This is a genomic window from Ciceribacter azotifigens (genome assembly GCF_048159625.1).
GTDB classification, from domain to species: domain Bacteria; phylum Pseudomonadota; class Alphaproteobacteria; order Rhizobiales; family Rhizobiaceae; genus Allorhizobium; species Allorhizobium azotifigens.
Map to the genome: position 1 here is coordinate 199,630 of NZ_JBLQTA010000005.1, position 26,489 is coordinate 226,118.

Consider the following 26,489-nt stretch of genomic DNA (forward strand, 5'->3'; position numbering starts at 1 on the left):
GTTCTGAGAAAACGTCCTATCACAAAAGCAAAAAGGCCGGCGAAAGCCGGCCTTGATTAAAGCACATACGGTGGTGTGACTTATGCGTTTTCCTTCGGCGTCAGGACTTGGCGGCCGCGATACATACCGGTCTTCAGATCGATATGGTGCGGACGGCGCAGTTCGCCGGAGTTCTTGTCTTCGACATAGGTCGGGGCCTTGATCGCGTCGGCAGAACGGCGCATACCGCGCTTCGACGGGCTCGTTTTTCTCTTCGGTACAGCCATTTTAACTACTCCACTTGACGGGCAAGACATGCAGATCGGCTAGAACCGGAGCCGAAGATCACACGTCTCAGTATCGGAATTTGGGCGGCTTATACATGTCAAGCGCGCCCTTGACCAGTCCCCGAATTCATTTTTTCCTGTGGTACGCGGATGACCTGTGCTTCAGACCTCATCTTCGGCAACGACCCACGGTTCTGCCAAGGCGGCCGACTGCCACTTTGCCCAGGCCGGATGTGACTTGACGGCCGCCATATAGGCGAGCGTGTCCTCACTGTGCACCAGATCATAGATGTCGAAGCGATTGACGACCGGCGCAAACATCGCATCTGCCGCCGAGAAAGCTCCGAAGAGGAAGGGCCCACCGGAAGCCGCACGCAGTTCGCGCCATATCGTTTCGATACGCTCGACATCGGCACGGACCTCGTCAGAGACGTCAATCCGCGCTTGTTTGCGACGTATGTTCATCGGGCAGGCATTTCGCAAGGCGCGAAAACCCGACAGCATCTCCATGGAAACAGAGCGCGCAACCGCCCGGTCGGAGCGAGCCTTTGGCCAGATTCCGGCATCGGGGAAAATCTCGGCGGCATATTCGATGATGGCCAGCGATTCCCAGACACAAACGTCGCCGTGATAGAGAACGGGAACCCGACCGGTCGGGGAAATCTCGCGAATCCTGGGATTGCCGGCGTCGAAATCGAACGGGATGAGCCGCTCGTCGAAATCGATGCCGCATCCGGTCAGGGCCATCCATGGACGGAAGGACCAGGACGAGTAATTCTTGTTGCCGATGTAGAGAATGAACCTGTCCATATCCTAACTCCGCCAGATCGTGACCGACGGGACTTTAAAGACCATCACGGACACGCACCAACGAATCTTTGGAAAGTCAGTCATAAAGACAGGTGATATATGCACCCGAACGCTTGGCGCGGCGGTCGACCACGGCGGCGAGGCGTTTCATGCTGCCGCTCGGGCGGCTGGCGACGCGATCGATGGGATTTGGCAGGGAAACGGCGAGCAGCGCCGATTGGCGGGCCGAGAGCTTCGATGCCGGCACCTTGAAATGATGCCGCGCCGCGGCACCGATGCCGTAGATCCCCGGGCCCCACTCGGCAATATTCAGATAGATCTCCATCACCCGTTTCTTGGACCAGAGATAATCTGCGACGACGGCGAGCGGCACTTCGAGGCCCTTGCGCACGAAAGAACGGCTGTTCCACAAGAAAAGGTTCTTGACGGTCTGCATCGGAATCGTGCTCGCGCCGCGTGTCGCTTCGCCGGACAGGGCGTCGTCGACAACTTCCTTCATCTGTCCCCAGTCGACACCGTAGTGCGAGCAGAACTGCCCGTCTTCGGACATCATCACCGCACGCACCAGGTTCGGCGAGATGTCGTCGAAAGCCACCCATTCACGGTCATAGCCGCGCAGGAGAAATAGATCCGCGAGCATGAGCGTGGACACGGGGTGTATGAAACTCGGGCGATAAAGCAGGATGAGAAGATAGGGCAGCAGCAGAAGCCCGAGGAGAACCGCGGCAATCTTCTTTACGACAGGCAGGCCGGAGCGAGCGCATTCGGGCGCATCCGCCATAATTTCTCCGATGTCGCTCTGTTCCACCAAAAAGTGACTGTGTCCAATACTGCAAGAGCCTTTTCTCTTAGCTTCCCTCTTGGAAATTGGCCAGTCCACGCGCGCCGTTCGCCCGCATTTTCCGCGCAAAAGCCGTTGCCACCCCACGGCTTGCATGCCAAAGAACCACCATGACTCTCTCGGCCAATATGTTTGAAACACATCTGCGCGAAATCGCCGTCGAAACGGAACGTCTGCTGTCTTCACTGCTGGAGGGTGAGGCGCTTGCCGGCGAGGTTACGCGCCCCCATCACCTGCTGGCGGCAATGCGCCACGCAGTGCTGAACGGCGGAAAGCGACTGCGACCCTTTCTGGTGACCGAAAGTGCGGCTCTATTCGGCGGCGACGGCCAAGCTGCGCTGCGTGTCGGCGCCGCGCTCGAGTGCCTGCACTGCTATTCGTTGGTCCACGACGACCTCCCCGCCATGGATGACGATGACATGCGTCGAGGCCAGCCGACCGTGCACATTGCCTTCGACGAGGCGACAGCCATTCTGGCGGGCGACAGCCTCCTCACCTATGCCTTCGATATCATCGCCGCGCCGGAAACCGCATTGCCGGATCGGGCGAAGACTGAGTTGGTCCTGGCGCTTGCCCGCGCTGCCGGGTTGGGCGGCATGGCCGGCGGTCAGGCGCTCGACCTGGCCGCGGAAAAGCAGGCGCCGGACGAGGACGGCATCGTCACGCTGCAAGCAATGAAGACGGGCGCACTCCTTCGCTTCGCCTGTGAGGCCGGCGCGATCCTCTCAGGCGCACCCGACGTCGACCGCCGGCGAATCCGTCGCTTCGGCGAGGTGATCGGTCGTGCCTTCCAGATCGCCGATGACCTGCTCGATCTCACCGCCGACGCCGCAACCCTGGGCAAGGCGACCGGCAAGGACGCCGCGCGGGGCAAGGCGACGCTTGCGAGCCTCAAAGGCCAGGCCTGGGCAGAGGCGGAGCTCGAACGACTGGTCGGTGAAGCCGAGGCACTGCTTGCGCCCTATGAAGAACGCGCCGCCACGCTGATTGCAGCAGCACGCTTCGTGGCCAACAGGAAGAGCTGACATGAGCAAGTACTGGTCGCCGATCGTCTCTGAATTGGAGCCTTATGTCGCCGGCGAGCAGCCGGCCATTCCAAACCTCGTCAAGCTTAACACCAACGAAAACCCCTACGGTCCGTCGCCGAAAGCTCTGGAGGCGATCAGACACGCGGCGACGGCGGATCTGCGCCGATATCCGGACCCGACCGCCCGCCGGCTGCGCGAAGCCATCAGCCGCCGCAACGGCGTTTCCGCCGACGAGGTCTTCGTCGGCAACGGTTCGGACGAGGTGCTCGCGTTCGTCTTCGCGAGTCTGCTGAAGCACGATGCGCCGCTGCTTTTCCCGGATATCACCTACAGCTTCTATCCGACCTATGCGAAGCTCTATGGCATCGAGACCCGTACCATCCCGCTGCGCGAGCAATTCGACATCGCCGTCGACGATTACGATATCCCCTGTGGGGCGATCATCCTGCCCAATCCGAACGCCCCGACGGGTATCGGCCTTCCGCTCCCGGAAATTGAACGCCTCCTCGCCGCGCATCCTGACCAAGTGGTGGTGATCGACGAGGCCTATATCGACTTCGGCGGCGAAAGCGCAGTCGCCCTCGTGCCGCGCTTCGAAAATCTCCTCGTCGTGCAGACGTTTTCGAAGTCGCGGGCGCTTGCCGGGCTGCGCATCGGTTTTGCGATCGGGCAGCGTCCCCTGATCGAGGCGCTCGAACGAATGAAGGACAGCTTCAACTCCTATCCGCTGGACACGCTCGCCCAGGCTGCCGCCTGTGCCGCCATCGATGATGACGCTTGGTTCGAGGAAAGTCGCGGCAAGGTGATGGCAAACCGTGCCACGCTGACAAGGCAGCTGCAGGAACGCGGTTTCGAGGTATTGCCGTCGCAAGCGAATTTTGTCTTTGCCCGCCTGTCCGGCCGCCCGGGCGCCGACCTCGCCGCAAGGCTCCGCGAAAGAGCCGTTCTGGTCCGGCACTTCGCCAAGCCGCGCATTGCCGATTTCCTGCGGATCTCGATCGGCACGGAGGACGAATGCCGGCGCCTGATCGAAGCGATCGACGGGCTCCTCTGATCGTCGGGCAGTTATCCCGGATTGCTTTGAAGGCGTTTTCTGTAATGATCGTCAGTCGATGTGCTACGGCATACAGGGAGGCGTCATGGATCTCGTCTTGCAACATTGGTCGCAGGTTGCGGCCGCCTACACCATCTATCTCGTCGCGGTGATCAGCCCCGGGCCCGCGGTCATGGCGATCATCGCGTCCTCGATCAGCGGCGGCAGAAAGACGGGTCTTACGCTTGCCGCCGGCGTCTTCGCCGGTTCGTTCACGTGGGCTGTCGGTGCTGCTCTGGGGCTGGCTGCCATCCTTCAGACCTATGCTGAACTCCTCTATGCCTTGAAGATCGCCGGCGGCTTCTATCTTCTCTATCTCGGCTACAAGGCTTTGCGGTCTGCCCTGCGAAAGGAGGAAACACCGAGCACTCCGGCGATGAACAAGTTGCAGAGCTCGAGACAGATATTTCTGCGGGGCTATGCCATACACCTCACAAACCCCAAGGCGATCTTTGCCTGGGTCGCGATCATCTCGCTCGGGCTGCCGGCGAACGCTCCGGCAAGCGCGGTTGCGACCATTGTCGGTGGTTGCCTGCTGACCGGTCTGACGGTGTTTACGGGCTACGCCCTGCTATTCTCGACGGAACGCGCACTCTACGCCTACAGGGCGATGCGCCGCTGGATCGACGGCGCCATGGCGGTACTCTTCTGTGCCGCCGGCGTGAAATTGCTGACCGCGCGCCTGTGACGCCTACAAAAAAGGCGCCGCGGAGGCGGCGCCTTTGACGAACAGGTCTGTCGATCCGTCAACCTGCAGTGATCGGCGCGATCTGAATCTCGACACGGCGGTTCTGAGCGCGGCCCTCCGGCGTCGCGTTCGAGGCGACCGGCTGGCTCGGGCCAAAGCCCAGCGACGAGACTCGGCGGGGATCGATCCCCTGCGAGTTCAGGTAACTCGCAACCGACATGGCGCGACGTTCGGACAGCGCCTGGTTGTGAGCAAGGCTGCCGGTGGAATCGGTATGGCCGTTGACGTCGATCAGTGTACGGTCGAACTTGCGCAACACGATCGCGACCGAATTGAGCGTCGGGTAGAACTGCGGCATCACCGCGTCCTGGTCTGTCGCAAACGTAATGTTCGACGGCATGTTGAGAATGATCCGGTCGCCCATGCGGGTCACGGATATCCCGGTGCCCTGAAGCTGCGCCCGAAGCTCGGCTTCCTGGCGATCCATGTAGTTGCCGATCGCGCCGCCCGCGAGGGCGCCGATACCCGCGCCGATGAGCGCGGCATTGCGGCCTTCGCGACCGCCGCCGCCGATGGCAAGGCCGCCGAGGGCGCCAGCTGCAGCGCCCAGCATCGCACCGCCTGCCGTGTTCGACATCTTCTGTTCGCCGGTATACGGATCGGTCGTGGTGCAGGCAGAAAGATAGGTCGCCGCGAGGGCCAGGACGGCAATTTTCTTGAGCATCGTCGGAATCACTCCAAAGGTTTTCCTAAAAGGCCTCAACAGATCAATTGCGGCAATATGAAGTTACAACCCTGCGCAGGGCTCACTCCGCCGCGTTTTTATGCCCGTAGCGCTTCTCGATATAGTCGATCACCAGCGCCTCGAAGTCGGAGGCGATGTTGGGGCCGCGAAGCGTCATGGCCTTCTGTCCGTCGATAAAGACGGGAGCGGCCGGGCTTTCGCCGGTGCCGGGCAGCGAAATGCCGATATTGGCATGCTTGCTCTCACCGGGCCCGTTGACGATACAGCCCATGACCGCGACGTTCAGGCCCTCGACGCCCGGGTATTTCTCCCGCCAGAGGGGCATGTTCTTGCGAATGTCCTCCTGGATACGCTGTGCGAGTTCCTGGAACACCGTGGACGTCGTTCGCCCGCACCCGGGGCAGGCGGCAACGACCGGCACGAACTGTCGGAAGCCCATGACCTGCAAAAGCTCCTGAGCCACCTGCACCTCGCGCGTGCGGTCACCGTTCGGCTCGGGCGTCAGCGAGACGCGGATCGTGTCGCCGATCCCCTGCTGCAACACATAACCCATGGCCGCCGACGAGGCGACGATGCCCTTCGAACCCATACCCGCCTCGGTAAGTCCAAGATGCAGCGCATGATCCGAGCGCGCGGCAAGCATCGAATAGACGGCAATCAGATCCTGTACCTGGCTGACCTTCGCCGAGAGAATGATGCGGTTGCGCGGCAGGCCGATCTCTTCGGCAAGATCGGCCGAAAGCAGCGCCGACTGTACGATTGCTTCACGCGTCACCTGCCGGGCGGACAGCGGAAATCCATTCGCCTGGTTCTCGTCCATCAGCCGGGTCAGCAGTTCCTGGTCCAGCGATCCCCAATTGACGCCGATGCGGACCGGCTTGTCGTGACGGATCGCCGTCTCGACGATTTCGGAGAACTGCTTGTCCTTCTTGTCCTTGAAGCCGACATTGCCCGGATTGATACGATACTTGGCGAGCGCCTCCGCGCAGGCCGGATGGTCAGCGAGCAGCTTGTGCCCAATGTAATGGAAGTCACCAACCAGCGGCACGTCCAAGCCGATCCGAAGCAGCCGCTCGCGGATCTTCGGCACGGCCGCCGCACTCTCGTCGCGGTCGACGGTGATACGGACGATTTCGGACCCCGCGCGAAAGAGGGCCGCCACCTGGGCGACGGTCGCGTCAACGTCGGCCGTGTCCGTGTTCGTCATCGACTGAACGACGACCGGCGCGCCACCGCCGACAATCACTCCGCCGACGTCCACCGCAACGGAAGCACGACGCGGTTTGGGATCAAATTCTTCTGCCGAAGCCATTACTTGCTCGCAATCTGCGGGAAATCCTGTGTTTCAGGTGGATCAAACATGGCTTCTTGTCAACTCTGCGGCTGATCTCGCGGCATAACGAGCGGTCGAGCATCAGGCCCGGACGCGAGAGCCTTGCCGTAGCGCTACGCCATCCATCGTTGACGCTTCGGCATTTGCCGATACTTTGTCAAAGTTCTTATTCTTCCGGCCTCGAGGAGGACCTACGTGAAGCTGACCGTGAATGGCAGAGAGCATATTCTGGAGGCGGAGGCGGAGATGCCGTTACTGTGGGCGCTCCGTGACATCCTGGACATCAAGGGTCCGAAGTTCGGCTGCGGCGCGGGTCTGTGTGGCGCGTGCACAGTGATCATTGATGGGGAGGCGGTCCGCTCCTGCCAGACTGCTGTCGGCGACGTCGACAAACCGGTCATGACCATAGATGGGCTTGCCGGGAACGAACTTCACCCGGTTCAGCAGGCCTGGATCGAGGAACAGGTGGCACAGTGCGGCTATTGTCAGGCCGGTCAGATCATGAATGCGGTCGCGCTTCTCCAAGCCAATCCCTCTCCCAGCGATGACGAGATCGATGCGGCGATGGCAGGCAATCTCTGCCGCTGCGGCACCTATCCGCGCATCAGGGCAGCCATTCACAAGGCGGCGACTAAGCTGGCGGGAGCATGAGGATGGGCACCATCGGCAAGATTACCCGGCGCACACTGCTTGTCGGCGCCGCCGCTGTCGCAGGTGGCGTTGCATTCGGCTACTATCAGTACAAGCGGCCTTATCCGAATCCGCTCCGCGATGGACTCGGGGAGGATGAGGTCGCCTTCAACCCGTATGTCAAGATCGGCACCGACAATCGGATTTCAATCATCGCGCCCCGTGCCGAGATGGGCCAGGGGGTGTATACGACACTGGCGGCACTCGTCGCGGAGGAACTGGACGTAACCGTCGAGCAGGTTGCGATCGAGCACGGTCCGGCATCTCCGGCCTATTTCAACGAAGCGGCATTTCGCGATGGCGCCCCGTTTCCGCAATTCGACGACGGGTTTCTCGCGGAAAGTCTTCGCGATGTCATGGGGGTCGTCGCCAAATTCGCCGGTCTGCAGTTCACCGGAGGGTCGACCTCCATGGCCGACGGTTTCGAGAAGATGCGTCTCGCAGGGGCAACTGCCCGCGAAATGCTGAAGGCAGCGGCAGCGGCGCAAATGGGCGTGCCACGGGAGAGCTTGACGACAGCCGAGGGCTCCGTGTCCGATCCCAAATCCGGCAAACGCCTCGCCTACGGTGCCCTCGCCCTCGACGCCGCAAAGCTCGATCCGCCCTCAAACGTCGTGCTTCGTGACCGGTCACAATGGAAGATTCTCGGCAAGTCGCAGCCACGCCAGGACATGGTGCGCAAGGTCACCGGTGCCGCGATCTTCGGAATCGATGTGAGCCTGCCGGACATGCTCTACGGGACCGTGCGGATGAACCCCAGACCGGGCGGGCGAATGAAGCAGTTCGATGCCACGGCCGCGATGGCCATGTCGGGCGTGCAAAAAATCATTGAGATCGACAGTCCCTATGGTCATGGCATCGGCGTAATCGCCGACAATACATGGCGGGCGTTCAAAGCGGCAGAATCTGTCGAGATCGAGTGGGAGAGTGGACCGGGTCCAGCGAGTTCGGCCGACGTCGACACGGCACTAGAGGCTGCGCTGAACGGCACCGACTCCTTTTCCCTGAGGACGATCGGCGATCCGGACCTCGCCTTTGCCGACGCGCCGCGGGAAAGGGTATTGGAGGCCGTCTACCAGGTTCCCTTCCTCTCACACGTCGCCATGGAGCCGATGAACGCGACCGCCCGTATCCGCGACGGCATTGTCGACATATGGGCGCCGAACCAGAGTCCCTCTCTCATTAAGATCGTGGCAAGCCGTGTGACGGGAGCTCCTGAAGACCGCATCGCGGTTCATACGACATTTCTCGGCGGCGGCTTCGGCCGGCGCATCGAGCCCGATTTCTCCGACTACGCGCTCCGTCTGGCGAAGGAAGCAGATGGCAAGCCGGTCAAGGTCACCTGGACGCGGGAGGAAGACATAAGCCACGGGCCCTATCGGCCGGCCGCCATGGGGCGTTACAAGGCGGTGCTTGATGACGACGGCCTCCCGAAAGCGCTGGTCGGATCGGTTGCCGCTCCGTCGGTGGTCGGCAGCACGCTCGGGCGTTATTTCCCGGATCTCCCCACAGGCGGACCGGACAGCACTCTCATCGATGGAGCCTACAACCAGCCCTATGGCATCGCGAATTACCGCGTGGACGGCAGGAAAGTCGACATCGCCGTGCCAGTCGGCTTCTGGCGTTCGGTCGGCTTTTCCTACAACACCTTCATGCATGAGAGCTTCGTCGACGAGATCGCTCATGCCGGCGGTACGGATCCGCTTGAATTGCGGCGCAAACTCTTGCGCGATTATCCGGTGGCCCTCTCCGCCCTCGAAAAGGTGGCCTCGATGTCGGGTTGGGGCATAGCACCGGAACCCGGCAAAGCACGCGGCCTCGCCTTCGCCCTTTCCTTCGGGACCTGGGTCGCCCAGGTGGTCGAGGTCGCCGAAGCATCAGGCGACATCAGGATCGAACGCGTATGGTGCGCCGCGGACCCGGGGATCGTGCTCGATCCGTTGAATGTCAAGGCGCAGATGATGTCGGGCATCGTCTTCGGCCTGTCGGCCGCGGTCGGGCAGCAGATCACCTTCGCCGATGGCATGGTCGAGCAGTCGAACTTCCATGACTACGACGCGCTGCGTATCAATCAGTGTCCGCTGATCGAAGTGGAATTGCTCGAGAATGCACCGCGGCTGGGTGGCGCCGGCGAACCGGGAACGCCGCCCTCCATGCCTGCGCTCGGAAACGCAATCTTCGCCCTGACCGGCAAGCGCCTCCGGCGCCTGCCGTTCTCCGAAGAGGTAACGTTCGCCTGATGGCGCTCAGCCGCTCGTGCGGTCGGCGTGCCTCGCCAGACCTGAAAGCGCGAAGACGACGACGTTCAGGAACGAGACGGCGGTAAATACTGCCGAGAGGGAGGTGTGCTCCGCGACGAAGCCGATCACCGACGGCGCAAAGAGAATTCCGGAGTAGCCGAGGGTCGTCACCACCGACAGCCCGATGCCGGGAGCAAGCCCCGGTATGTTGCCGCCGGCGGAGAATGCGATCGGCACCATATTGGAGATGCCGACGCCGGCAACGGCAAACCCCAACAATGCGACGGTCAGGTTGGGAGCAAGGCCGGCGGTCACCAATCCGATGAAGGATGCCGCAGTGCAGAGGCGCAAGGTTCGGACGGCACCCAGGCGGTCGCGCACCAGATCGCCGGCAAACCGCATCCCCGCCATTGCGAGCGAGAAGGCGGCAAAGGCAAAGCCGGAGAAGGAGACTGACGCACCGAGCTCAGTGCGCAGATAGAGCGCTCCCCAGTCGAGCGTCGCCCCTTCCGGGATCATAGAAAAGAGCGCAACGAGCCCGACCAGCCACGGAAGCGGCGTCAAGGGCAGCCGTGCTTTCGTCCGCTGCTCGGAGACATGCGGCCGGTCGGCAAGGATGCTCGGGCGAGCGATCAGGAACAATATCAGCGCCGTAGCGACCATGAGCACCGAGTGTCCAAGGTCCCCGGTGACGGCGATCAGGTATCCCCCGAGGGCCGACCCCACCAGACCGCCGAGGCTCCAGAAGGCGTGACAGGAAGACATGATCGAGCGCCGCATCGCCCGCTCGACTTCAACCGCATTGGCATTCATGGCGACATCCATCGCACCGGTCAGCCCGCCGAACAGAAAGACAGCGATGGCGCCGGACCAGACACTATCGACCAACGAGATTCCGAGTAGCGTGGGGATGAACAGAATGGTCGTGACCTGAACGACCTGACGCGATCCGAAACGGGCGATCTGAAACCCGGCGATCGGCATCAGAAGCAGCGACCCTGCCCCGAAGACAAAGAGCATGATACCGAGGCCACTTTCGGAGAGGCCGAGGGTGCCGGCAAAGAGCGGAATCTTCGGTGCCCAGGATCCCATCAGCAGCCCGTTCAGAAAGAAGAGCAGGGATACGGCCCGGCGCGTTGCCGGGAAAAGGGAGCGCGTCGCTGTTCCAACTGCCGTCTCACATCGGGTTTCGGTCATGATTTCCTCCACTGCAAGCGCTTGCAATCTATTTAAATCGATTGAACTCGCAAGCAACACCTCCCTCAATCGCGCTCACATTTTGTTTCCCGCCGAAACGTCGAACGACATCGGACGGTCGCACCTAGGGCGCCGGAACGTGTTGTGAAGATTACTCGTGACGCAAATCCTGTTGCAAGCGGATCAACCATCGTATATACGAATATTTGTAGATAAAAGTCTTGTGGAGGTTTCCCATGTCTCTCGATCGTGCAGTACTCGCCTTCGCCGGCGTGATGGTTCTCCTGTCTGTCGTTCTGACGGTCTACGTCCATCCGCTTTTCGTCTGGTTTACCGTCTTCATCGGCGTCAATATGCTCCAGTCGGCATTCACCGGATTCTGCCCCGCCGCCATGATCTTCAAGAAGCTCGGCTTCCGTCCGGGAACGGCTTTCTGACGCAGTCCTGAAAAGGAAAAGCAAAATGTATCGCCCGCCGCTCGCTCGCCTGGTTGCGCTCGCCCTGACTCTCACCGCCTCCGCCGCCGCCGCAGAAACCCTGCAGGTCAAGCCGGTGACCATTCCCGAATGGAAGGCCGTCTACGGGCGCGTCGAAGCCCGCGACAGCGTGCCGGCGCGCGCGCGCATCGGCGGCACTGTCGTCGAACTGAAGGTCACGGAAGGCGACAGCGTCTCAACCGGTGACGTCATCGCGACCGTTCGGGACGACAAGATCGAGTTTCAGATCGCGGCGATCGATGCACAGCTCCTCGGCCTCAAGGCATCGCTCGACAACGCCCAGGCCGAACTCACGCGCGGCGAGGAACTGATCAAGCGCGGCGTGACGACCGCCCAACGGCTCGATGCACTCCGCACGCAGGTCGATGTGGTTCGCAACCAGATCGCCGCGGCCGAGGCACAGCGCTCGGTGATCGTGCAGCAGGGCAAGGAAGGCTCGGTGCTCGCGCCGACGACCGGCAAGGTCCTGACGGTACCCGTAACCCGCGACACCGTCATCATGGCTGGAGAAACGGTCGCAACGATCGGTGGTGGCGGCTTTTTCCTGCGCCTTGCGGTACCGGAACGCCATGCCGACCTGCTTAAGGAAGGCGCCACGATCGAAATCGACGGAACCACCGGCGAGCATCGCACGGGCCGCCTTGCAAAGATCTACCCCGAAATCGACAACGGCCGCGTGATCGCAGACGTGGAAGTCGACGCATTGCCCACGAACTTCGTCAACAAGCGGCTGCTGATCCGCCTGCCCGTTGGGGAACGGCAGGCTCTGCTCGTTCCACAAGCCGCAGTCACGAGCCGCTACGGCGTCGACTACGTCACCGTAAAGAGCGGAGAGGCGACCGCGGAACGTACCGTCGTGACGGCCAAGCCGATCACCCTTGAAGGCGTGCCGATGACGGAAATCCTGACCGGCATCCGGGCCGGCGACGAGGTCGTACTGCCATGAAAATCCAGAATCTGGGCATAGCCGGTGGGCTGACGAAGACCTTCATCACGTCGCCGCTGACCCCTCTGTTTCTGCTTGCTGCCTTCGCGCTCGGCGTCGTCGCCCTTATGACCCTGCCGCGCGAAGAGGAACCGCAGATTTCGGTTCCCATGGTGGACATCATGGTCCGCGCCGATGGCCTCAAGGCGGAGGATGCGGTCAAGCTCGTCACGGAACCCCTGGAGACGATCGTCAAGGGGATCAATGACGTCGAACATGTCTATTCGCAGACGGCCGACGATCAGGTGATGGTCACGGCGCGGTTCGTGGTCGGCACGTCCGGCGATTCGGCCGTTTTGCGCGTCCATGACAAGATCCGTGCGAATATGGGCTCCATCCCGGTCGGCATTCCGGAGCCGCTCGTCGTCGGCCGAACGATCGATGACGTGGCGATCGTATCGCTCACGCTGACACCGTCTCTCGAAAAAGGCGCTGAGGTTACAGCCAACGACCTGACGCGCATCGCCCGCGAGCTTAGGGTCGAGGTGGCGAAGATCGAGAATGTCGGCTTGAGCTATCTCGTCGGCGAAACCGGCGAGGCGATCCGCATCGCGCCGGACCCGGAAAAGCTTGCGCTCTACGGCATGACGCTCCAGCAGCTTTCCGGCAAGGTGACGGCGGCCAACCGGTCGTTCTCGACCGGCCTCGTGCGCGATGGCGGACAGCAGATCGAGGTCGTGGCCGGAGAGACACTCTCTACCCCCGCCGATATCGGCAACCTGCTGCTGACCACGCGCGACAACCGTCCGGTCTATGTCCGTGACGTCGCCGACGTCTCGTTCGTCACCGACACTGCCGAAGCACGCGCCTCCACCGTGACCCGTAGCGAAAGCGGCGAACTGAAGCGCGTTCCGGCCGTGACGCTGGCGATTGCCAAGCGCGCCGGAGCAAACGCCGTTCTGGTGTCGGAAGAGATCCTTCACCGTGTCGAAGAACTGAAGGGCAGCCTCATTCCCACATCCATGGATGTGGAAGTCACCCGCGACTACGGTGATACGGCCAACGAGAAGGCGAACGAACTGCTGTTCCACCTCGGGCTCGCTACCCTCTCCATTATCGCATTGGTGTGGATTGCGATCGGCCGCCGCGAAGCATTTGTTGTGGCCATCGTCATCCCGGTCACGATTCTGCTGACGTTGTTTGCCGCGAACCTCATGGGCTATACGCTGAACCGCGTCTCGCTCTTCGCGCTCATCTTCTCGATCGGTATCCTGGTCGATGACGCCATCGTCGTGATCGAAAACATCGCCCGCCATTGGGGTATGTCTGTCGGATCCGACCGGAGAGAGGCGGCGATCGAAGCCGTCGCGGAGGTCGGCAATCCGACGATCGTAGCGACCCTGACCGTCGTCGTTGCGCTGCTGCCGATGATGTTCGTTTCAGGCATGATGGGCCCCTATATGAGCCCGATCCCGGCCAATGCCTCGGCCGCGATGATCTTCTCCTTCTTTGTCGCGGTCGTCGTGACGCCCTGGCTGATGCTGAAGATCGCCGGCAAGGCTAAGCTGCATCACGACACCGACCACAGCTCAGGAGGCACGCTCGGACGGGGATATGCAGCGGTTGCTTCACCCATCCTGGCGTCCAAGAAGAGGAGCTGGATCTTCCTCCTTCTGGTCGGCGTGGCCACGCTCGGCTCACTGGCGCTCTTCTACACGAAGGACGTCACCGTCAAGCTGCTCCCCTTCGACAACAAGTCGGAGCTCCAGGTAACGATCGACCTGCCGGAAGGCTCCTCTGTCGAGACGACCGATGCCATCGCACAGGCCATCGCCAAGGTCGTCTTGGACACGCCGGAGGTCGTCTCCGTTCAGACCCACGCGGCGACCGCGGCCCCGTTCAACTTCAATGGTCTCGTCCGGCATGCCTATCTGCGCTCCAAGCCTGAAATGGGCGACGTTCAGATCAACCTGCTGCCGAAAGGGGAGCGCGATCGCTCCAGTCACGAGATCGCTCTCGATCTGCGCCAACGCCTTGCCGCACAGGTGAATGTCCCCGAGGGTACGTCGATCAAGGTGGTTGAGCCGCCGCCGGGCCCTCCGGTCATGGCCACGCTGCTCGCGGAGATCTACGGCCCCGACGCCGACACCCGCCGTACGACTGCGGAGAAGGTAAAGACAGCGTTCCGCTCGGTTCCCTTCATCGTCGATGTCGACGACAGCTACGGTCAGCCTGCCCGGCGTCTGCGTGCAACGATCTCGAGCGACGATCTCGATTTCTACGGCGTCTCGGAAAGCGATGTGTTCGATACGTTGTCGATCCTCAACGGCACGACGACGATCGGCTACAGCCACCGCGGTGAAGGGCGCGCGCCGATCCCAATCGAAATCACTCGACCGAAGGGCACGAAGGTTCTCGACGAGACCTTCCTTGCGACCCCCATCCCGGCGAATCTCCTGCCCGGCTCCCGATCGGTTGTCGAGCTTGGTGACGTCATCCGCGTGAAAGAAGAACAGGCCTCATTCCCGATCTTCCGCCATAACGGCCGTTACGCAGAGATGGTGACAGCGGAGCTTGCCGGGGACTTCGAGGCGCCGCTTTACGGTATGCTTGCCGTCCAGGACGCGCTGGACGCGCAGGACTGGACCGGATTGCAGAAGCCCGAGATCGCCCTGCACGGTCAGCCGGCCGACCAGAGCAAGCCGATCTTGCTTTGGGATGGCGAGTGGGAAGTGACCTGGGTCACCTTCCGCGACATGGGCGCCGCCTTCATGGTCGCGCTCCTCGGGATCTATATTCTGGTCGTCGCACAGTTCGGCTCGTTCAAGGTGCCGCTGGTGATTCTCACGCCGATTCCGCTGACTTTCATCGGCATCCTCGGAGGTCATTGGCTGTTCGGCGCTCCGTTCACTGCGACATCGATGATCGGCTTCATCGCGCTTGCGGGCATCATTGTGCGCAACTCGATCCTGCTGGTCGACTTCATCCGCCATGCCCGCACACCGGAGCGCCCGCTGACGGACGTGCTGATCGAGGCAGGTTCGATCCGCTTCAAGCCGATCCTGCTGACAGCACTTGCGGCGATGATCGGAGCGGCGGTCATCCTCACCGACCCGATCTTCCAGGGGCTCGCGATCTCGCTCCTCTTCGGGCTAGCGTCATCGACGCTGCTGACGGTCCTCGTCATCCCGGCGATCTACCGCGTCCTCCGGACCTGACGTGCCAAACGATAAAAGCAAACGCCCGCAAAGCGACTGCTTTGCGGGCGTTTCCTTATTCAATGGCTCGGCCGGATGGCGTTCATTTGGTCGGAAGCCAAGCCTCCGCGAGCTCGACCCAGAAGCTCGTACCGATCGGCAGGATATCGTCGTTGAAATCGTAACGCGGATGATGAAGCGGAGGATCGTTCGGCGTCCGCTGCGTGCCGACGAAGAAATAAGTGCCCGGCCGCTGCTCCAGCATGTAGGCAAAGTCTTCGCTGCCCATTGTCGGGCGCTCCATCTCGATGATCTTTTCAGATCCCGCAAACCGTGTCGCGAGCGCCCGGACGAAATCGGTTTCCGCCTTGTGGTTGATGGTGGCGTTGTAGCCACGTTCGTAGGCAACGGTCGCCGTCATGCCATAACTGGCCGCCTGCCCCTCCGCGATCCCACGGATCCGCTGTTCGAGCTGGTCCCGCACGTTGGCATCAAAGGAACGGACACTGAGTAACATCTCGGCACGTTCGGGAATGACGTTGCTGGCCCCGCCGGCGTGGAACGCGCCGACCGTCACGACAGTCGGATCAAGCGGATGGACATTGCGGGAGACAATCGTTTGCAGCGCCATGATGATGCTGGCGCCGGCGACGATGGGATCGGCCGTATCCTGCGGCTCGGCGCCATGTCCGCCCCGCCCGTTGACTGTGATCTTGCACTCGTCGACCGCTGCCATGATTGGCCCGTCGCGAAAAGCGAAATGACCGAAAGGAATCGTGGGGTCATTGTGGAGCGCGAAGACCGCGTCGCACGGAAATCTATCGAAGAGACCGTCTTCGATCATCAACCTGGCGCCACCGAAATTTTCCTCTGCCGGCTGGAAGATCAGGTGCACGACACCGTCGAAATTCTTCCGCTCGGCGAGAATCTTCGCAGCACCGAGCAGCATGGCCGTATGGCCGTCATGTCCGCAGGCGTGCATCACACCTGGGTTCTGGCTCTGATATTCGGCACCGGTTTCTTCGAGGATGGGCAAAGCATCGAAATCTGCGCGGATACCGATGCTTCTGCTGCTGCTTCCGTTGCGAAGCGTCGCGACGACGCCAGTCTTGGCGAGCCCACGTGTGACCTCGTAGCCCATGGCGGTAAGTTGAGCCGCGACATAATCGGAGGTCTCGAACTCGGAAAGGCCGATTTCGGGGTGCTGGTGGAGATAGCGTCGCGTTGCCACGATCTCGGGCATATAATTCGAAAAGCGTATCGTCATCTTTTCACGGGCTGTTGATTGAAAGGGGAAATCCGGACACCAGCGGTGATTCCGGCGAAAATGAAAGTGGCTCGCCGGCCGCGAACTCGACCGGCGAGACGGGTGAGTTTTGCACTTGTCCTGCAATTCTTCAAGCGTATAACCAGCCTGCGAAGCCAGTCGGCGCCCGAGGATTCTTCAAATGGCGGAGAAAAAGCCTACCCACCAGGCGCAGGAAATGCCGGTTCGGCGGAGCTTCCACCGCGCGGGGGAAGCCGAGCGACGAAAGGCCCTTATCCGGGCGACGCTCGACTGCATCAGCGAATATGGCCTGGAAGGCGCGACAGTTCGGCAGATTGCCGCAAGAGCCGGCGTGACCGGCGGCCTCATCCGTCACTACTTTTCGGGTAAGGACCAGATGCTGGAGGCCGCCTACCGCGAAATCATGGACACGATGAGTTCCGCCGCCTTTCATGCGCTGGAGCAAGCCGGCGACGACCCAAGAGCACGCCTGCACGATTTCATTGTCGCCAACCTGACGCCGCCGGTTACCGATCCCCGCACGATGTCGCTGTGGGCGGCCTTCATCAGTCACGTTCGGGTGGATCCGGGTTTTGCGAAGATCCAGCGGGAAAACTACCTCGCCTATCTGGCCGTCCTCCAGCAACTGGTGGAGAGATTCCTCGCGGACGCCGGGCGGCCCGCGCCCGCCGACACCTGCCGAAAGCTTGCCATCGCCATCAATGGCATGATCGATGGTCTCTGGCTTGAGGGTTCGTTGGCAGAGGACCTCTTCGAGGACGACCCTCTGCCCGGCATCGCCCTCGCAGCTGTGGAACTACTTCTTGGAGGTCTGAGCCTTTCGGAGAGTCGCGGCACCGATTCGGAAGCCTCCGGGCACTGAAGTAAAAGGGACAAAGGGGTCGGGGGCCAAGTCGCCTCATGCGGGCTTCGGCGCAATAGCTCTTGGCTACCGCTTTGAAATAAGGCATAAAAAAGCCAATTTTCCCGTAGAGGGCAGTCTATCTCCGTCTAGGTCCGGTTTTCTTTCACCAGCGTTATCCATCGGCGGCTTAAAGTTCGGTATCGGAACAAGAGCATGGCCGTCAGATTGGTGCGCGCGGGGACAGGGGCAGGTCAGGACAGTCCGGCAATCATCTTTATGACAGAACTCGAGAATATGTCCTTACCCATGACGCTGCTTACCTCGTCGCAAGATTTCGAGACGAAACAGATCGATCACAACGATTCGATCCGCGCTGCCTACTTCTCGAACGAAGAACTGTACGAAAGCGCAGCAGCGCTCGCACGCGACGGCGCCAGCGAATTGCCGGCCCTCTTCGCCTTCGACTTCTTCGCGCGCCATAAGGAGAACGAACGGGAAATCCTGCGGGTCTATCGAGCAACCGCCGCCGACGTCGAAAATGGCGCAACGATCACGCCCGCAGCCGAATGGCTGCTCGACAATCACTATGTCATCGAAGAGGCCATCCAGGAGGTCCGCCGGGACTTCCCGCGCCGCTTCTATCGGCAGCTGCCGACCATAAAGATCGGGGAATACGATATCCCGCGCACGATGGCGCTCGCCTGGCTTTACGTCGCTCATACCCACAGTACCGTATCCCAGGAAAGCATGACTGCGCTGGTCGAGGGCTTTCAGTCGTCGCAGACGCTGGAAATCGGCGAGCTGTGGGCGCTGCCTTCGATCGTGCGGTTCGTGTTGATCGAAAACCTGCGACGCATTTCGACGCGCGTCGACCGCTCTCGCCGGATGCGGCGAAAGTCGAACGAGATCGCAGACGAGGTCATCCGTCTCAACGACCCGTCTGCATGCAAGGAGCTCTTCAGTCGCATCGAGCCTCTGGCTGAGGACAACACCTTCGCCACCCAGTTCCTCTATCGCATGCGAAACGGGTCGCAGGACACGAGCTTTGCCGTCAATTGGCTGGAAGAACGCCTCGAGCGCTCGGGCCGCACTGCCGACGAGGCGATGACTGCCGAACACAATCGGCTCTCCTCGGGCAACGTCACCACGGGCAACATCGTCAAGAGTCTTCGTGAAATCGACGACAAGGAGTGGTCGGTCTGGGTCGAACAGGTATCGCAGGTCGACAAGATCCTCGGCCAGCACACCGACTACCACCAACTTGATTTCGGCTCTCGCAACGCCTACCGCAACACCGTCGAACGCCTCGCCCGTCGCTCGGAAAAGACCGAGATCGAGATCGCGCAGCTTGCAATCGACATGGCAGCCGCTTCCGCCCGCGATCCGCAAAGTGCCGACGCGCACTCCAATGTCGGCGGCTTCCTGGTGGGATCGCAACGAAAGCGCCTTGAACAGGCCATCGGCTACCGTCCACCGCTGCACCTGCGCATCGCCGATCTCGTGCGCCGCATGAACTGGATGGCGATCGCCATTCCCGTGATCGCCATCACGATCGCGGTCCTGGCAGCGGTCGGCTGGTTCCTCGCCGGTGCCGGACTTTCCTCACCGCTGATCCTGGTGCTGCTGCTGATGTTGTCGCTGCCGGCCTCCGAAGGCGCGACCGGCCTTTTCAATACGCTGGTGACCTTCATCGTCAAGCCGGCCCGCCTCACCGGTTACGAATTCAAGGATGGCATTCCGGAAGACGCGCGCACGCTGGTCGTCGTACCCTGCCTGATCGCCCGGCGCGATGACGTCGACGAACTTATCCGCAATCTCGAGGTTCATCACCTCACGAACCCTCGGGGTGAAATCTCCTTCGCCCTGCTCAGCGACTGGCGTGACAGCGCGGTGGAGGAGACGCCTGCGGATATCGAGATCCTGGAATATGCAAAGCGTGAAGTAGCGACCCTCAACGCCCGCTACGCCCACGATGGAAAGACGCGCTTTTATTTCCTTCACCGCCGTCGGCTGTTCAATCCGGCTGAGGGCGTCTGGATGGGCTGGGAACGCAAGCGCGGCAAACTACACGAGCTCAATCTCCTGCTGCGCGGCGACCGCGATACGACTTACCTGCCCGGCGCCAACATCGTGCCGGAAGGCGTCCAGTACGTCATGACGCTCGACGCGGACACCCGGCTCATGCGGGATGCGGTGACGAAGCTCGTCGGCAAGATGCACCACCCGATCAATCGGCCCGTGCACGATCCGGAAACGGGCCGGGTCGTCAGCGGCTACGGCGTGCTGCAGCCCCGTGTGACGCCGTCCCTGACCACCGGCGAAGACGCTTCGGTCTTCCAGCGCGTTTTCTCGATCAACCGCGGCGTCGACCCTTACGTGTTCACGGTGTCCGACGTCTATCAGGACATTACCGGCGAGGGTACTTTCACCGGCAAGGGCCTTTATCATGTTGACGCCTTCGAACGTGCGCTGAAGGGCCGCATCGATGAGAACACGGTCCTCAGCCACGACCTGCTCGAAGGCTCGATGGCAAGGTGTGCTCTCGTCACAGACGTCGAACTCGTCGAAGACTTCCCGACCCGCTATGAGGTCGAGATTTCCCGCCAGCACCGTTGGGCACGCGGTGACTGGCAGCTGCTCCCCTATATCTTCGATCCCTCGCGCGGCATCACCGCGCTCGGTCGATGGAAGATGGTCGATAATCTTCGCCGCTCCCTGACGCCGATGGCGTGGTTCCTGGCCTCGGCGATCGGCTGGTACGCCATGACCCCGGTCGGAGCGGCGATCTGGCAGCTTCTGCTGATCTTCTGCATCTTCGTCGCGCCGACGTTGTCGCTGCTCTCGGGCCTCGTTCCGCGCCAAACCGATATCGTTCCCAAGGCCCATTTCCAGTCTCTCTGGTCCGAGGTCCGGTCCGCCAATGCGCAGGTTGCCCTCCGCATTGTCTTCATCGCCGACGCCGCGTGGATGATGGGGGACGCGATCGTTCGCTCTCTCTATCGCCTCTTCGTCAGCCGCAAGCTCCTGCTCGAGTGGCGCACTGCCGGTAGCATCCAGTCCGTCGCCCAGGGGAGCCCCCTCTCCTATTACCGGTCGATGCGACATGCACCTGCGCTCGCACTCGCGGCAATCGGCCTAGCCTCTCTATCCGGCAATTACGGCTTCCTGATCGGCTTGCCGTTCGCGATCTTCTGGATCCTGTCGCCCGTTGTCGCATGGTATGTCAGCCAGTCGGCAGAGACTGAGGATCGCCTGTTCGTGCCTGAAGAGGTCACGATTGAGTTGCGCAAGATCGCTCGCCGGACCTGGCGTTACTACGAAGCCTTCGTGACTGCCGAGGACAACTACCTGCCTCCCGACAACTTCCAGGAGACCCCGGAGCCGGTCCTTGCCCGCCGTACCTCGCCGACCAATATCGGCGTCTATCTGCTCTCCGTGGTTTCGGCGCGACATTTCGGCTGGATCAGCTTCGAACAGACGATCGAGCGGCTCGAACAGACAATCGCGACCGTCGAGAAGATGGAGAAATACCGCGGCCATCTCTACAACTGGTACTATACGGATACGCTGAAGACACTCGGGCCGCGCTACATTTCGGCCGTCGACAGCGGCAACCTTGCCGGCCATCTCATCGCCGTCTCGTCCGCCTGCCGGGAATGGGCCGAGGCGCCTTCCGCGCACCTGCAGGGTAATCTCGACGGCATCGGCGATGTCGGAGGTATCCTGCTGGAAGCGCTTGCCGAACTGCCGGACGATCGCAAGACCGTGCGCCCGCTGCGCCGCCGCCTCGAAGAGCGCATCAACGGTTTCAATAACGCGCTTGCAGCCGTCAAGCGCGAACACGAGTTCGCGTCCATTCGAGTCATCAATCTCGCGGTGCTCGCTCGCGACATCCAGAAGCTCGCTTCGACCCTCCACCACGAGGTGCGCTCCGAACAGAGCAAGGAAGTCACGCGCTGGACGGAGTCACTGGTGGAGTCCTGCGAGGCACATATCTCCGACAGCACGTTTGACCTTTCCAACATCGAACCGCTCCGTCAGCGGCTTACGGTCCTGCGCGACCGCGCCCGCGACATCGCCTTCTCGATGGATTTCGGTTTCCTGTTCCGTCCCGAACGTCGCCTTCTGTCGATCGGCTACCGCGTCGACAGCCGCGAACTCGACGAGGCCTGCTACGACCTGCTGGCCTCCGAAGCCCGCCTCACAAGCCTTTTCGCCATCGCCAAGGGAGATCTCCCGACCGAGCACTGGTATCGCCTTGGCCGCCAGGTCGTGCCGATCGGCGCCCGCGCCGCCCTGATCTCCTGGTCCGGCTCGATGTTCGAATATCTGATGCCGCCGCTCGTGATGCAGGAGCGGCAAGGTGGCATTCTCAACCAGACGAACAATCTCGTCGTCCGGGAGCAGATGAATCACGGGAAGCGCCTCAACATTCCCTGGGGTATTTCGGAGGCCGCGTTCAACGCACGCGACCACGAACTGACGTACCAGTACACCAATTTCGGGGTCCCGACCCTCGGGCTGAAGCGCGGCCTCGGCCAGAACGCGGTCATCGCGCCCTATGCGTCGATCCTGGCCAGCCAATACTTCCCCAAGGCTGCCTTGGAGAACCTCGAGAGGTTGCGCAAGCTCGGGGCGTTGGGCGCCTACGGCTTCCATGACGCTGTCGACTTCACGCCAACCCGCGTGCCTGAAGGAAAGACCTGCGCGGTCATCTACAATTATTATGCCCACCACCATGGCATGTCGATTGCGGCCATTGCCAACGTCGCCTTCAATGGCCGTCTGCGTGAACTCTTCCACTCCGATCCCGTGATCGAGGCGGCGGAACTCCTGTTGCAGGAGAAGGCGCCGCGCGAAATCCCTGTCATGAGCGCGAAATACGAGCCGCAGACCCCCGGCAAGGGTCAGGCCGATCTTCTGCGACCCGAAATTCGCACCATCGTCGATCCCGCGACGAAGGACCGCGAAGTGGTCTTCCTGTCGAATGGACACTACTCCGTCATGCTCACAGCGACCGGCTCCGGCTTCTCGCGGTGGAACGGCCAGGCCGTTTCACGCTGGAAGGCGGATCCGACCGAGGACCACTGGGGCACCTTCATCTTCTTGCGCGACATGGGAAGCGGCGAGTGGTGGTCGACCACGGCGACGCCCCGACGCGCCGAGGACGAGAAGACCAAGGCAATCTTCGGGGACGACAAGGCGGAATTCTTCAAGACCGTCGGCGATATTTCGAGTTCCGTCGAGTGCATTGTCGCGACCGAGCACGACGCCGAAGGCCGCCGCGTCACACTCCTCAACACCGGACCCGAAGACCGGTTCATCGAGGTGACGTCCTACCTCGAACCGGTTCTCGCCTTCGAAGACGCCGACAACGCCCACACGGCATTCTCGCGGATGTTCATCAAAACCGAGTTCGGCCGCCGTCGCGACGTCATTCGTGCGGAGCGCAACAAGCGCAGCCCCTCCGATCCGGATATCTGTGTCGCACACCTCGTTGTCGACAATGCAGGCCCGGGCAGGCCGACCGAATTCGAAACCGACCGACGCAAGTTCCTCGGTCGCGGCCGGAACCTTGCCAATGCCGCGGCCTTCGACCCGGGTGCGACGCTCACGGGGACCGAGGGTTACACGCTCGATCCAATTCTCAGCCTGCGCCGGGTCGTGCGGGTGCCTTCCGGCAAGAAGGTCAGCGTGATTTTCTGGACGATTGCGGCACCGAGTCGACCGGACGTGGATCGCGCCATCGAGCGCTATCGTCACCCTGATGCTTTCAGCCACGAGCTGGTGCATGCCTGGACGCGCGCGCAGGTCGAGTTGCGGCACATCGGCATCACCTCGCAGCAGGCCGCCGCATTCCAGCATCTCGGACGCTATCTGGTCTATCCGGATAACCACCTGCGGGCAGACCCGGAAACCGTCAGGACCGGGCTGGCGTCGCAGCCCGCGCTGTGGCCTCTGGCGATCTCGGGAGACTTCCCGATCTTCGCGCTCCGCATCAACGACGACATGGATATGGAGATCGCACGCGAAGCGCTGAGCGCGCTTGAATTCCTGCGTCGACGCGGCGTGGTCGCCGATCTTGCGGTCATCAACGAACGGGCAACCTCCTATGCGCAGGACATGCAACACGCGCTGGAACGGCTCGCTGAAAACCTGCGCTACAGGCAGGCCGACGGCGGGCGCCAGCACGTGTTCACCGTGCGCAATGACCTCATGGAGGAGGGCACGACCCAGGCTCTGGTGGCGGCGGCCCGCGTCGTCCTCCATGCCCGCAACGGTAAGATCGTAGACCAAGTCAATCGCGCGGTTTCCCTGTTCGCCACACCTCGGCTGCCAGAGGGCGCCGAACCCGACTGGAGCGGGCTGCCGCCCGCTCAACCGCGTAAGGCGCAGGACGTTCTTCCGGCGGAGCAGAGCGATCTACTTTTCTGGAACGGCTTCGGCGGTTTCGACAAGGACGGCACCGAATACGTCATGCGTCTCGGTGCCGACGGAACAACGCCCCATCCGTGGATCAACGTCATCGCCAATGAACAGTTCGGCTTCCACGTATCGGCCGAAGGCGCCGGCTTCACCTGGAGCCAGAACTCGCGCGACTATCAGCTGACACCGTGGAGCAACGATCCGGTCACCAACCGACCGGGCGAGGCTTTCTATCTCGCCGACCTTGTGAACGGTAAGACGTTCTCGCCCTTCAGCACGCTCAACCTCGACGAGACGAGCCGTTACGAAACGCGGCACGGCCTGGGCTACAGCGTGTTCAAGAGCCGGCATGACGGACTAGAGCTCGAACTGACCCAGACGATCGACCGCGGGCGTCCGGTAAAGCTGTCGCGGATGGTGATACGCAATACCGGCAAGGCAGTCCGCACCTTGAGGGTCTACGGCTATGCCGAATGGGTTCTGGGCAACAATGCCCAGAAGACAGCTCCGTTTATCCTGTCCTCGTTCGACGAGGAAACGGGAGCGCTCTTCGCGACGAATCGTTATGACATCAACTATCCGGGCCGCATCGCCTTCCTCGCCGCAAGCGAGCCCGCCGCAAGCTACACGGCCAGCCGCCGGGAGTTCATCGGACGGAACGGTTCGATCGAACTGCCGCAGGCGGTTGCACGGCAATCGAGGCTCTTGAACTCGATCGAAACCGAAGGCGATCCGTGTGCCGCACTTGCCTTCGATATCGAAGTGCCTGCCGGTGCAACTAAGGAAGTCTGCTTCTTCCTTGGCGATTGCGCGAGCGCTGCTGAAGCAAGCAGACTGATCGCCGAGATCCGCCACGAAGGCGCCGCAAACATGCTGGAGACGCAGCAGGCGTTCTGGCGTGACTTCACCGGCAGACTGCAGGTAAAGACGGGCGACAAGTCGTTCGACTGTCTGGTCAACGCCTGGCTGCCCTACCAGGCACTGAGCTGCCGGCTGCTGTCACGCGCAGGCTTCTATCAGGCAAGCGGCGCCTATGGCTTCCGCGATCAGCTGCAGGACACGCTGGCATTCCTCACCGTCGATCCGAGCCTGGCCCGGCGGCAGGTTCTGAACGCGGCCTCCCGGCAGTTCGTCGAAGGCGACGTACAGCATTGGTGGTTGCCGCAGACCGGCGCCGGCGTGCGCACCCGAATCTCGGACGACGTCGTCTGGCTCGCCCATGCCGTTGACAGATACGTCACCGTGACCGGCGACAGGGCGATCCTTGAGGAGCAGATTTCGTTCCTCGATGGGCCCGCATTGCCGGAAGGCGAGGCCGACTCATTCTTCTTGCCGCAGCCGACGGAAGATCGCTTCAGCCTTTATGAGCATGCCGCCCGCGCCCTTGATCTGGCAGTCGCCCGTACCGGCGTTCACGGTTTGCCGCTGATTCTCGGCGGCGACTGGAACGACGGCATGAATCGCGTCGGCCACAAGGGACAGGGCGAGAGCGTCTGGCTCGGGTGGTTCCTAGCAGGGACTCTGAAATCATTCCTTGCCTATGCCGAAGAGCGCGGCGACAGCGCCCGCATCACGCGGTGGACGGCGCACCTTACAGAACTCGCCTCCGCTCTCGAGAGTGCCGGGTGGGACGGTGAATACTACCGCCGTGGCTATTTCGACGACGGCACCCCACTGGGGTCGGCCCAATCGGAAGAATGCCGCATAGACTCGATCGCCCAGTCCTGGAGCGTTCTCTCGCATCAGGCTCCGCCGGAGCACGCGGCGGCGGCCGTCGACGCTGCCGTCGCGAAACTGGTCGATGATGAGGCCGGCATCATCCGGCTTTTCACCCCTCCCTTTGAGAAGACGGCGGCGGATCCGGGGTATATCAAAGCCTATCCGCCGGGTGTCCGCGAAAATGGCGGTCAGTACACGCATGCTGCCATCTGGCTCGGCTTGGCGCTTGCAGAACTCGGTCGCGATGCAGATGCGTGGCGCTGCTTCAATATTCTCAATCCGTTGAAACATGCCCTCGACAGGGACGCGGCGGAACGCTACCGCGTCGAACCATATGTCGTCGCGGCGGACGTCTACGGCGACGAGGCCTATCTCGGACGAGGCGGCTGGACCTGGTACACCGGCTCGGCAGGTTGGCTCTATCGCTTCGCGGTCGAGGGTATCCTTGGGATTACCAGACGGGGCGACACACTGTTCGTCCGTCCGTGCCTGCCTCCCGAATGGAAGGGCTTCGAAGCAAAGCTCACGATCGCCGGGCGCGTGTATGGCCTCGCCGTCAAACGGTCGGAAGACGGCGGCTACGAGGTAGCCGTCGATGGAAAGAGGCTGGCGGACGATGAAAGCGGCTTCACGCTCGCGAAGTCCAAATAGCTCCCGCACCG

17 protein-coding genes are annotated in these 26,489 nt (G+C 62.0%); 10 read left to right on the top strand and 7 right to left on the bottom strand.

Annotation, left to right across the window (positions count from 1 at the left end; genetic code table 11):
- Window positions 1-80: 80 nt before the first annotated feature.
- From rpmF to mtgA, 3 genes are all read right to left on the bottom strand, one after another.
- Complete coding sequence (gene rpmF, locus ACM6UT_RS10350) at window positions 81-266, bottom strand: 50S ribosomal protein L32 (RefSeq protein WP_112686348.1); 186 nt, start codon at window positions 264-266, stop codon at window positions 81-83.
- Window positions 267-428: 162 nt separating this feature from the next.
- On the bottom strand, window positions 429-1,076 hold the full coding sequence (locus ACM6UT_RS10355) for a glutathione S-transferase family protein (RefSeq protein ID WP_416797250.1): 648 nt from the start codon (window positions 1,074-1,076) through the stop codon (window positions 429-431).
- A 76-nt stretch (window positions 1,077-1,152) separates the two neighbouring features.
- Complete coding sequence (gene mtgA / locus ACM6UT_RS10360; protein ID WP_416797332.1) at window positions 1,153-1,857, bottom strand: monofunctional biosynthetic peptidoglycan transglycosylase; 705 nt, start codon at window positions 1,855-1,857, stop codon at window positions 1,153-1,155.
- Window positions 1,858-2,027: 170 nt separating this feature from the next.
- On the opposite strand from mtgA, the gene ACM6UT_RS10365 reads away from it, so the two are divergent.
- From ACM6UT_RS10365 to ACM6UT_RS10375, 3 genes are all read left to right on the top strand, one after another.
- The gene (locus tag ACM6UT_RS10365; RefSeq protein WP_416797251.1) at window positions 2,028-2,942 is read left to right on the top strand and encodes a polyprenyl synthetase family protein; all 915 of its coding nucleotides are present in this window, start codon (window positions 2,028-2,030) and stop codon (window positions 2,940-2,942) included.
- 1 nt (window position 2,943) lies between these two features.
- Window positions 2,944-3,999, top strand: a complete 1,056-nt coding sequence (hisC, locus tag ACM6UT_RS10370; RefSeq protein WP_416797252.1) for a histidinol-phosphate transaminase — start codon at window positions 2,944-2,946, stop codon at window positions 3,997-3,999.
- A gap of 85 nt (window positions 4,000-4,084) precedes the next feature.
- Entirely contained in the window at window positions 4,085-4,726 is a 642-nt protein-coding gene (locus ACM6UT_RS10375; RefSeq protein WP_416797253.1) for a LysE family translocator, read from the top strand.
- Window positions 4,727-4,784: 58 nt separating this feature from the next.
- Here the strand turns inward: ACM6UT_RS10375 and ACM6UT_RS10380 are convergent, their stop codons facing one another.
- Window positions 4,785-5,450, bottom strand: a complete 666-nt coding sequence (locus ACM6UT_RS10380; RefSeq protein ID WP_416797254.1) for a YiaD family glycine zipper/OmpA-like lipoprotein — start codon at window positions 5,448-5,450, stop codon at window positions 4,785-4,787.
- A gap of 82 nt (window positions 5,451-5,532) precedes the next feature.
- Window positions 5,533-6,783 carry a flavodoxin-dependent (E)-4-hydroxy-3-methylbut-2-enyl-diphosphate synthase gene (ispG, locus tag ACM6UT_RS10385; RefSeq protein ID WP_416797255.1) on the bottom strand — a complete coding sequence of 417 codons (1,251 nt, stop codon included), beginning with the start codon at window positions 6,781-6,783 and terminating at the stop codon, window positions 5,533-5,535.
- A gap of 216 nt (window positions 6,784-6,999) precedes the next feature.
- On the opposite strand from ispG, the gene ACM6UT_RS10390 reads away from it, so the two are divergent.
- Window positions 7,000-7,455 carry a (2Fe-2S)-binding protein gene (locus tag ACM6UT_RS10390; protein WP_416797256.1) on the top strand — a complete coding sequence of 152 codons (456 nt, stop codon included), beginning with the start codon at window positions 7,000-7,002 and terminating at the stop codon, window positions 7,453-7,455.
- A gap of 2 nt (window positions 7,456-7,457) precedes the next feature.
- A complete protein-coding gene (locus ACM6UT_RS10395; protein ID WP_416797257.1) occupies window positions 7,458-9,734 on the top strand; it encodes a xanthine dehydrogenase family protein molybdopterin-binding subunit in 2,277 nt (758 codons plus the stop codon).
- A 6-nt stretch (window positions 9,735-9,740) separates the two neighbouring features.
- Here ACM6UT_RS10395 and ACM6UT_RS10400 read toward each other — a convergent pair whose 3' ends face one another.
- Entirely contained in the window at window positions 9,741-10,826 is a 1,086-nt protein-coding gene (locus tag ACM6UT_RS10400) for an MFS transporter (protein ID WP_416797333.1), read from the bottom strand.
- Between the two features lie 341 nt (window positions 10,827-11,167).
- Between ACM6UT_RS10400 and ACM6UT_RS10405 the strand changes: the two genes are divergently transcribed.
- From ACM6UT_RS10405 to ACM6UT_RS10415, 3 genes are read left to right on the top strand one after another with little or no spacing between them, the layout of a single operon-like run.
- The gene (locus ACM6UT_RS10405; RefSeq protein ID WP_148176163.1) at window positions 11,168-11,368 is read left to right on the top strand and encodes a YgaP family membrane protein; all 201 of its coding nucleotides are present in this window, start codon (window positions 11,168-11,170) and stop codon (window positions 11,366-11,368) included.
- A 25-nt stretch (window positions 11,369-11,393) separates the two neighbouring features.
- Window positions 11,394-12,374, top strand: a complete 981-nt coding sequence (locus ACM6UT_RS10410) for an efflux RND transporter periplasmic adaptor subunit (RefSeq protein ID WP_416797258.1) — start codon at window positions 11,394-11,396, stop codon at window positions 12,372-12,374.
- Complete coding sequence (locus tag ACM6UT_RS10415) at window positions 12,371-15,571, top strand: efflux RND transporter permease subunit (RefSeq protein WP_416797259.1); 3,201 nt, start codon at window positions 12,371-12,373, stop codon at window positions 15,569-15,571. The genes ACM6UT_RS10410 and ACM6UT_RS10415 overlap by 4 nt, the downstream gene beginning before the upstream one ends.
- Before the next feature lie 82 nt (window positions 15,572-15,653).
- Here the strand turns inward: ACM6UT_RS10415 and ACM6UT_RS10420 are convergent, their stop codons facing one another.
- Window positions 15,654-16,817 (bottom strand): M20 aminoacylase family protein, encoded by a 1,164-nt coding sequence (locus tag ACM6UT_RS10420; protein ID WP_416797260.1) that lies wholly within the window; start codon window positions 16,815-16,817, stop codon window positions 15,654-15,656.
- A 181-nt stretch (window positions 16,818-16,998) separates the two neighbouring features.
- On the opposite strand from ACM6UT_RS10420, the gene ACM6UT_RS10425 reads away from it, so the two are divergent.
- Together ACM6UT_RS10425 and ACM6UT_RS10430 are read left to right on the top strand one after the other, a co-directional pair.
- Entirely contained in the window at window positions 16,999-17,700 is a 702-nt protein-coding gene (locus tag ACM6UT_RS10425) for a TetR family transcriptional regulator C-terminal domain-containing protein (RefSeq protein ID WP_416797261.1), read from the top strand.
- Between the two features lie 276 nt (window positions 17,701-17,976).
- The gene (locus tag ACM6UT_RS10430; protein ID WP_416797262.1) at window positions 17,977-26,478 is read left to right on the top strand and encodes a GH36-type glycosyl hydrolase domain-containing protein; all 8,502 of its coding nucleotides are present in this window, start codon (window positions 17,977-17,979) and stop codon (window positions 26,476-26,478) included.
- Window positions 26,479-26,489 lie beyond the last annotated feature (11 nt).

What these genes read in the sequence shown, in the direction of transcription:
- ACM6UT_RS10410 (WP_416797258.1), top strand. Translation starts at nt 11,394, where the DNA reads ATGTATCGCCCGCCGCTCGCTCGCCTGGTTGCGCTCGCCCTGACTCTC.
- ACM6UT_RS10355 (WP_416797250.1), bottom strand. Translation starts at nt 1,076, where the DNA reads ATGGACAGGTTCATTCTCTACATCGGCAACAAGAATTACTCGTCCTGG.
- ACM6UT_RS10400 (WP_416797333.1), bottom strand. Translation starts at nt 10,826, where the DNA reads ATGGGATCCTGGGCACCGAAGATTCCGCTCTTTGCCGGCACCCTCGGC.
- ACM6UT_RS10380 (WP_416797254.1), bottom strand. Translation starts at nt 5,450, where the DNA reads ATGCTCAAGAAAATTGCCGTCCTGGCCCTCGCGGCGACCTATCTTTCT.
- ACM6UT_RS10425 (WP_416797261.1), top strand. Translation starts at nt 16,999, where the DNA reads ATGGCGGAGAAAAAGCCTACCCACCAGGCGCAGGAAATGCCGGTTCGG.
- ACM6UT_RS10415 (WP_416797259.1), top strand. Translation starts at nt 12,371, where the DNA reads ATGAAAATCCAGAATCTGGGCATAGCCGGTGGGCTGACGAAGACCTTC.
- ACM6UT_RS10430 (WP_416797262.1), top strand. Translation starts at nt 17,977, where the DNA reads ATGTCCTTACCCATGACGCTGCTTACCTCGTCGCAAGATTTCGAGACG.
- ispG (WP_416797255.1), bottom strand. Translation starts at nt 6,783, where the DNA reads ATGGCTTCGGCAGAAGAATTTGATCCCAAACCGCGTCGTGCTTCCGTT.
- hisC (WP_416797252.1), top strand. Translation starts at nt 2,944, where the DNA reads ATGAGCAAGTACTGGTCGCCGATCGTCTCTGAATTGGAGCCTTATGTC.
- ACM6UT_RS10405 (WP_148176163.1), top strand. Translation starts at nt 11,168, where the DNA reads ATGTCTCTCGATCGTGCAGTACTCGCCTTCGCCGGCGTGATGGTTCTC.
- rpmF (WP_112686348.1), bottom strand. Translation starts at nt 266, where the DNA reads ATGGCTGTACCGAAGAGAAAAACGAGCCCGTCGAAGCGCGGTATGCGC.
- mtgA (WP_416797332.1), bottom strand. Translation starts at nt 1,857, where the DNA reads ATGGCGGATGCGCCCGAATGCGCTCGCTCCGGCCTGCCTGTCGTAAAG.
- ACM6UT_RS10420 (WP_416797260.1), bottom strand. Translation starts at nt 16,817, where the DNA reads ATGACGATACGCTTTTCGAATTATATGCCCGAGATCGTGGCAACGCGA.
- ACM6UT_RS10365 (WP_416797251.1), top strand. Translation starts at nt 2,028, where the DNA reads ATGACTCTCTCGGCCAATATGTTTGAAACACATCTGCGCGAAATCGCC.
- ACM6UT_RS10375 (WP_416797253.1), top strand. Translation starts at nt 4,085, where the DNA reads ATGGATCTCGTCTTGCAACATTGGTCGCAGGTTGCGGCCGCCTACACC.
- ACM6UT_RS10395 (WP_416797257.1), top strand. Translation starts at nt 7,458, where the DNA reads ATGGGCACCATCGGCAAGATTACCCGGCGCACACTGCTTGTCGGCGCC.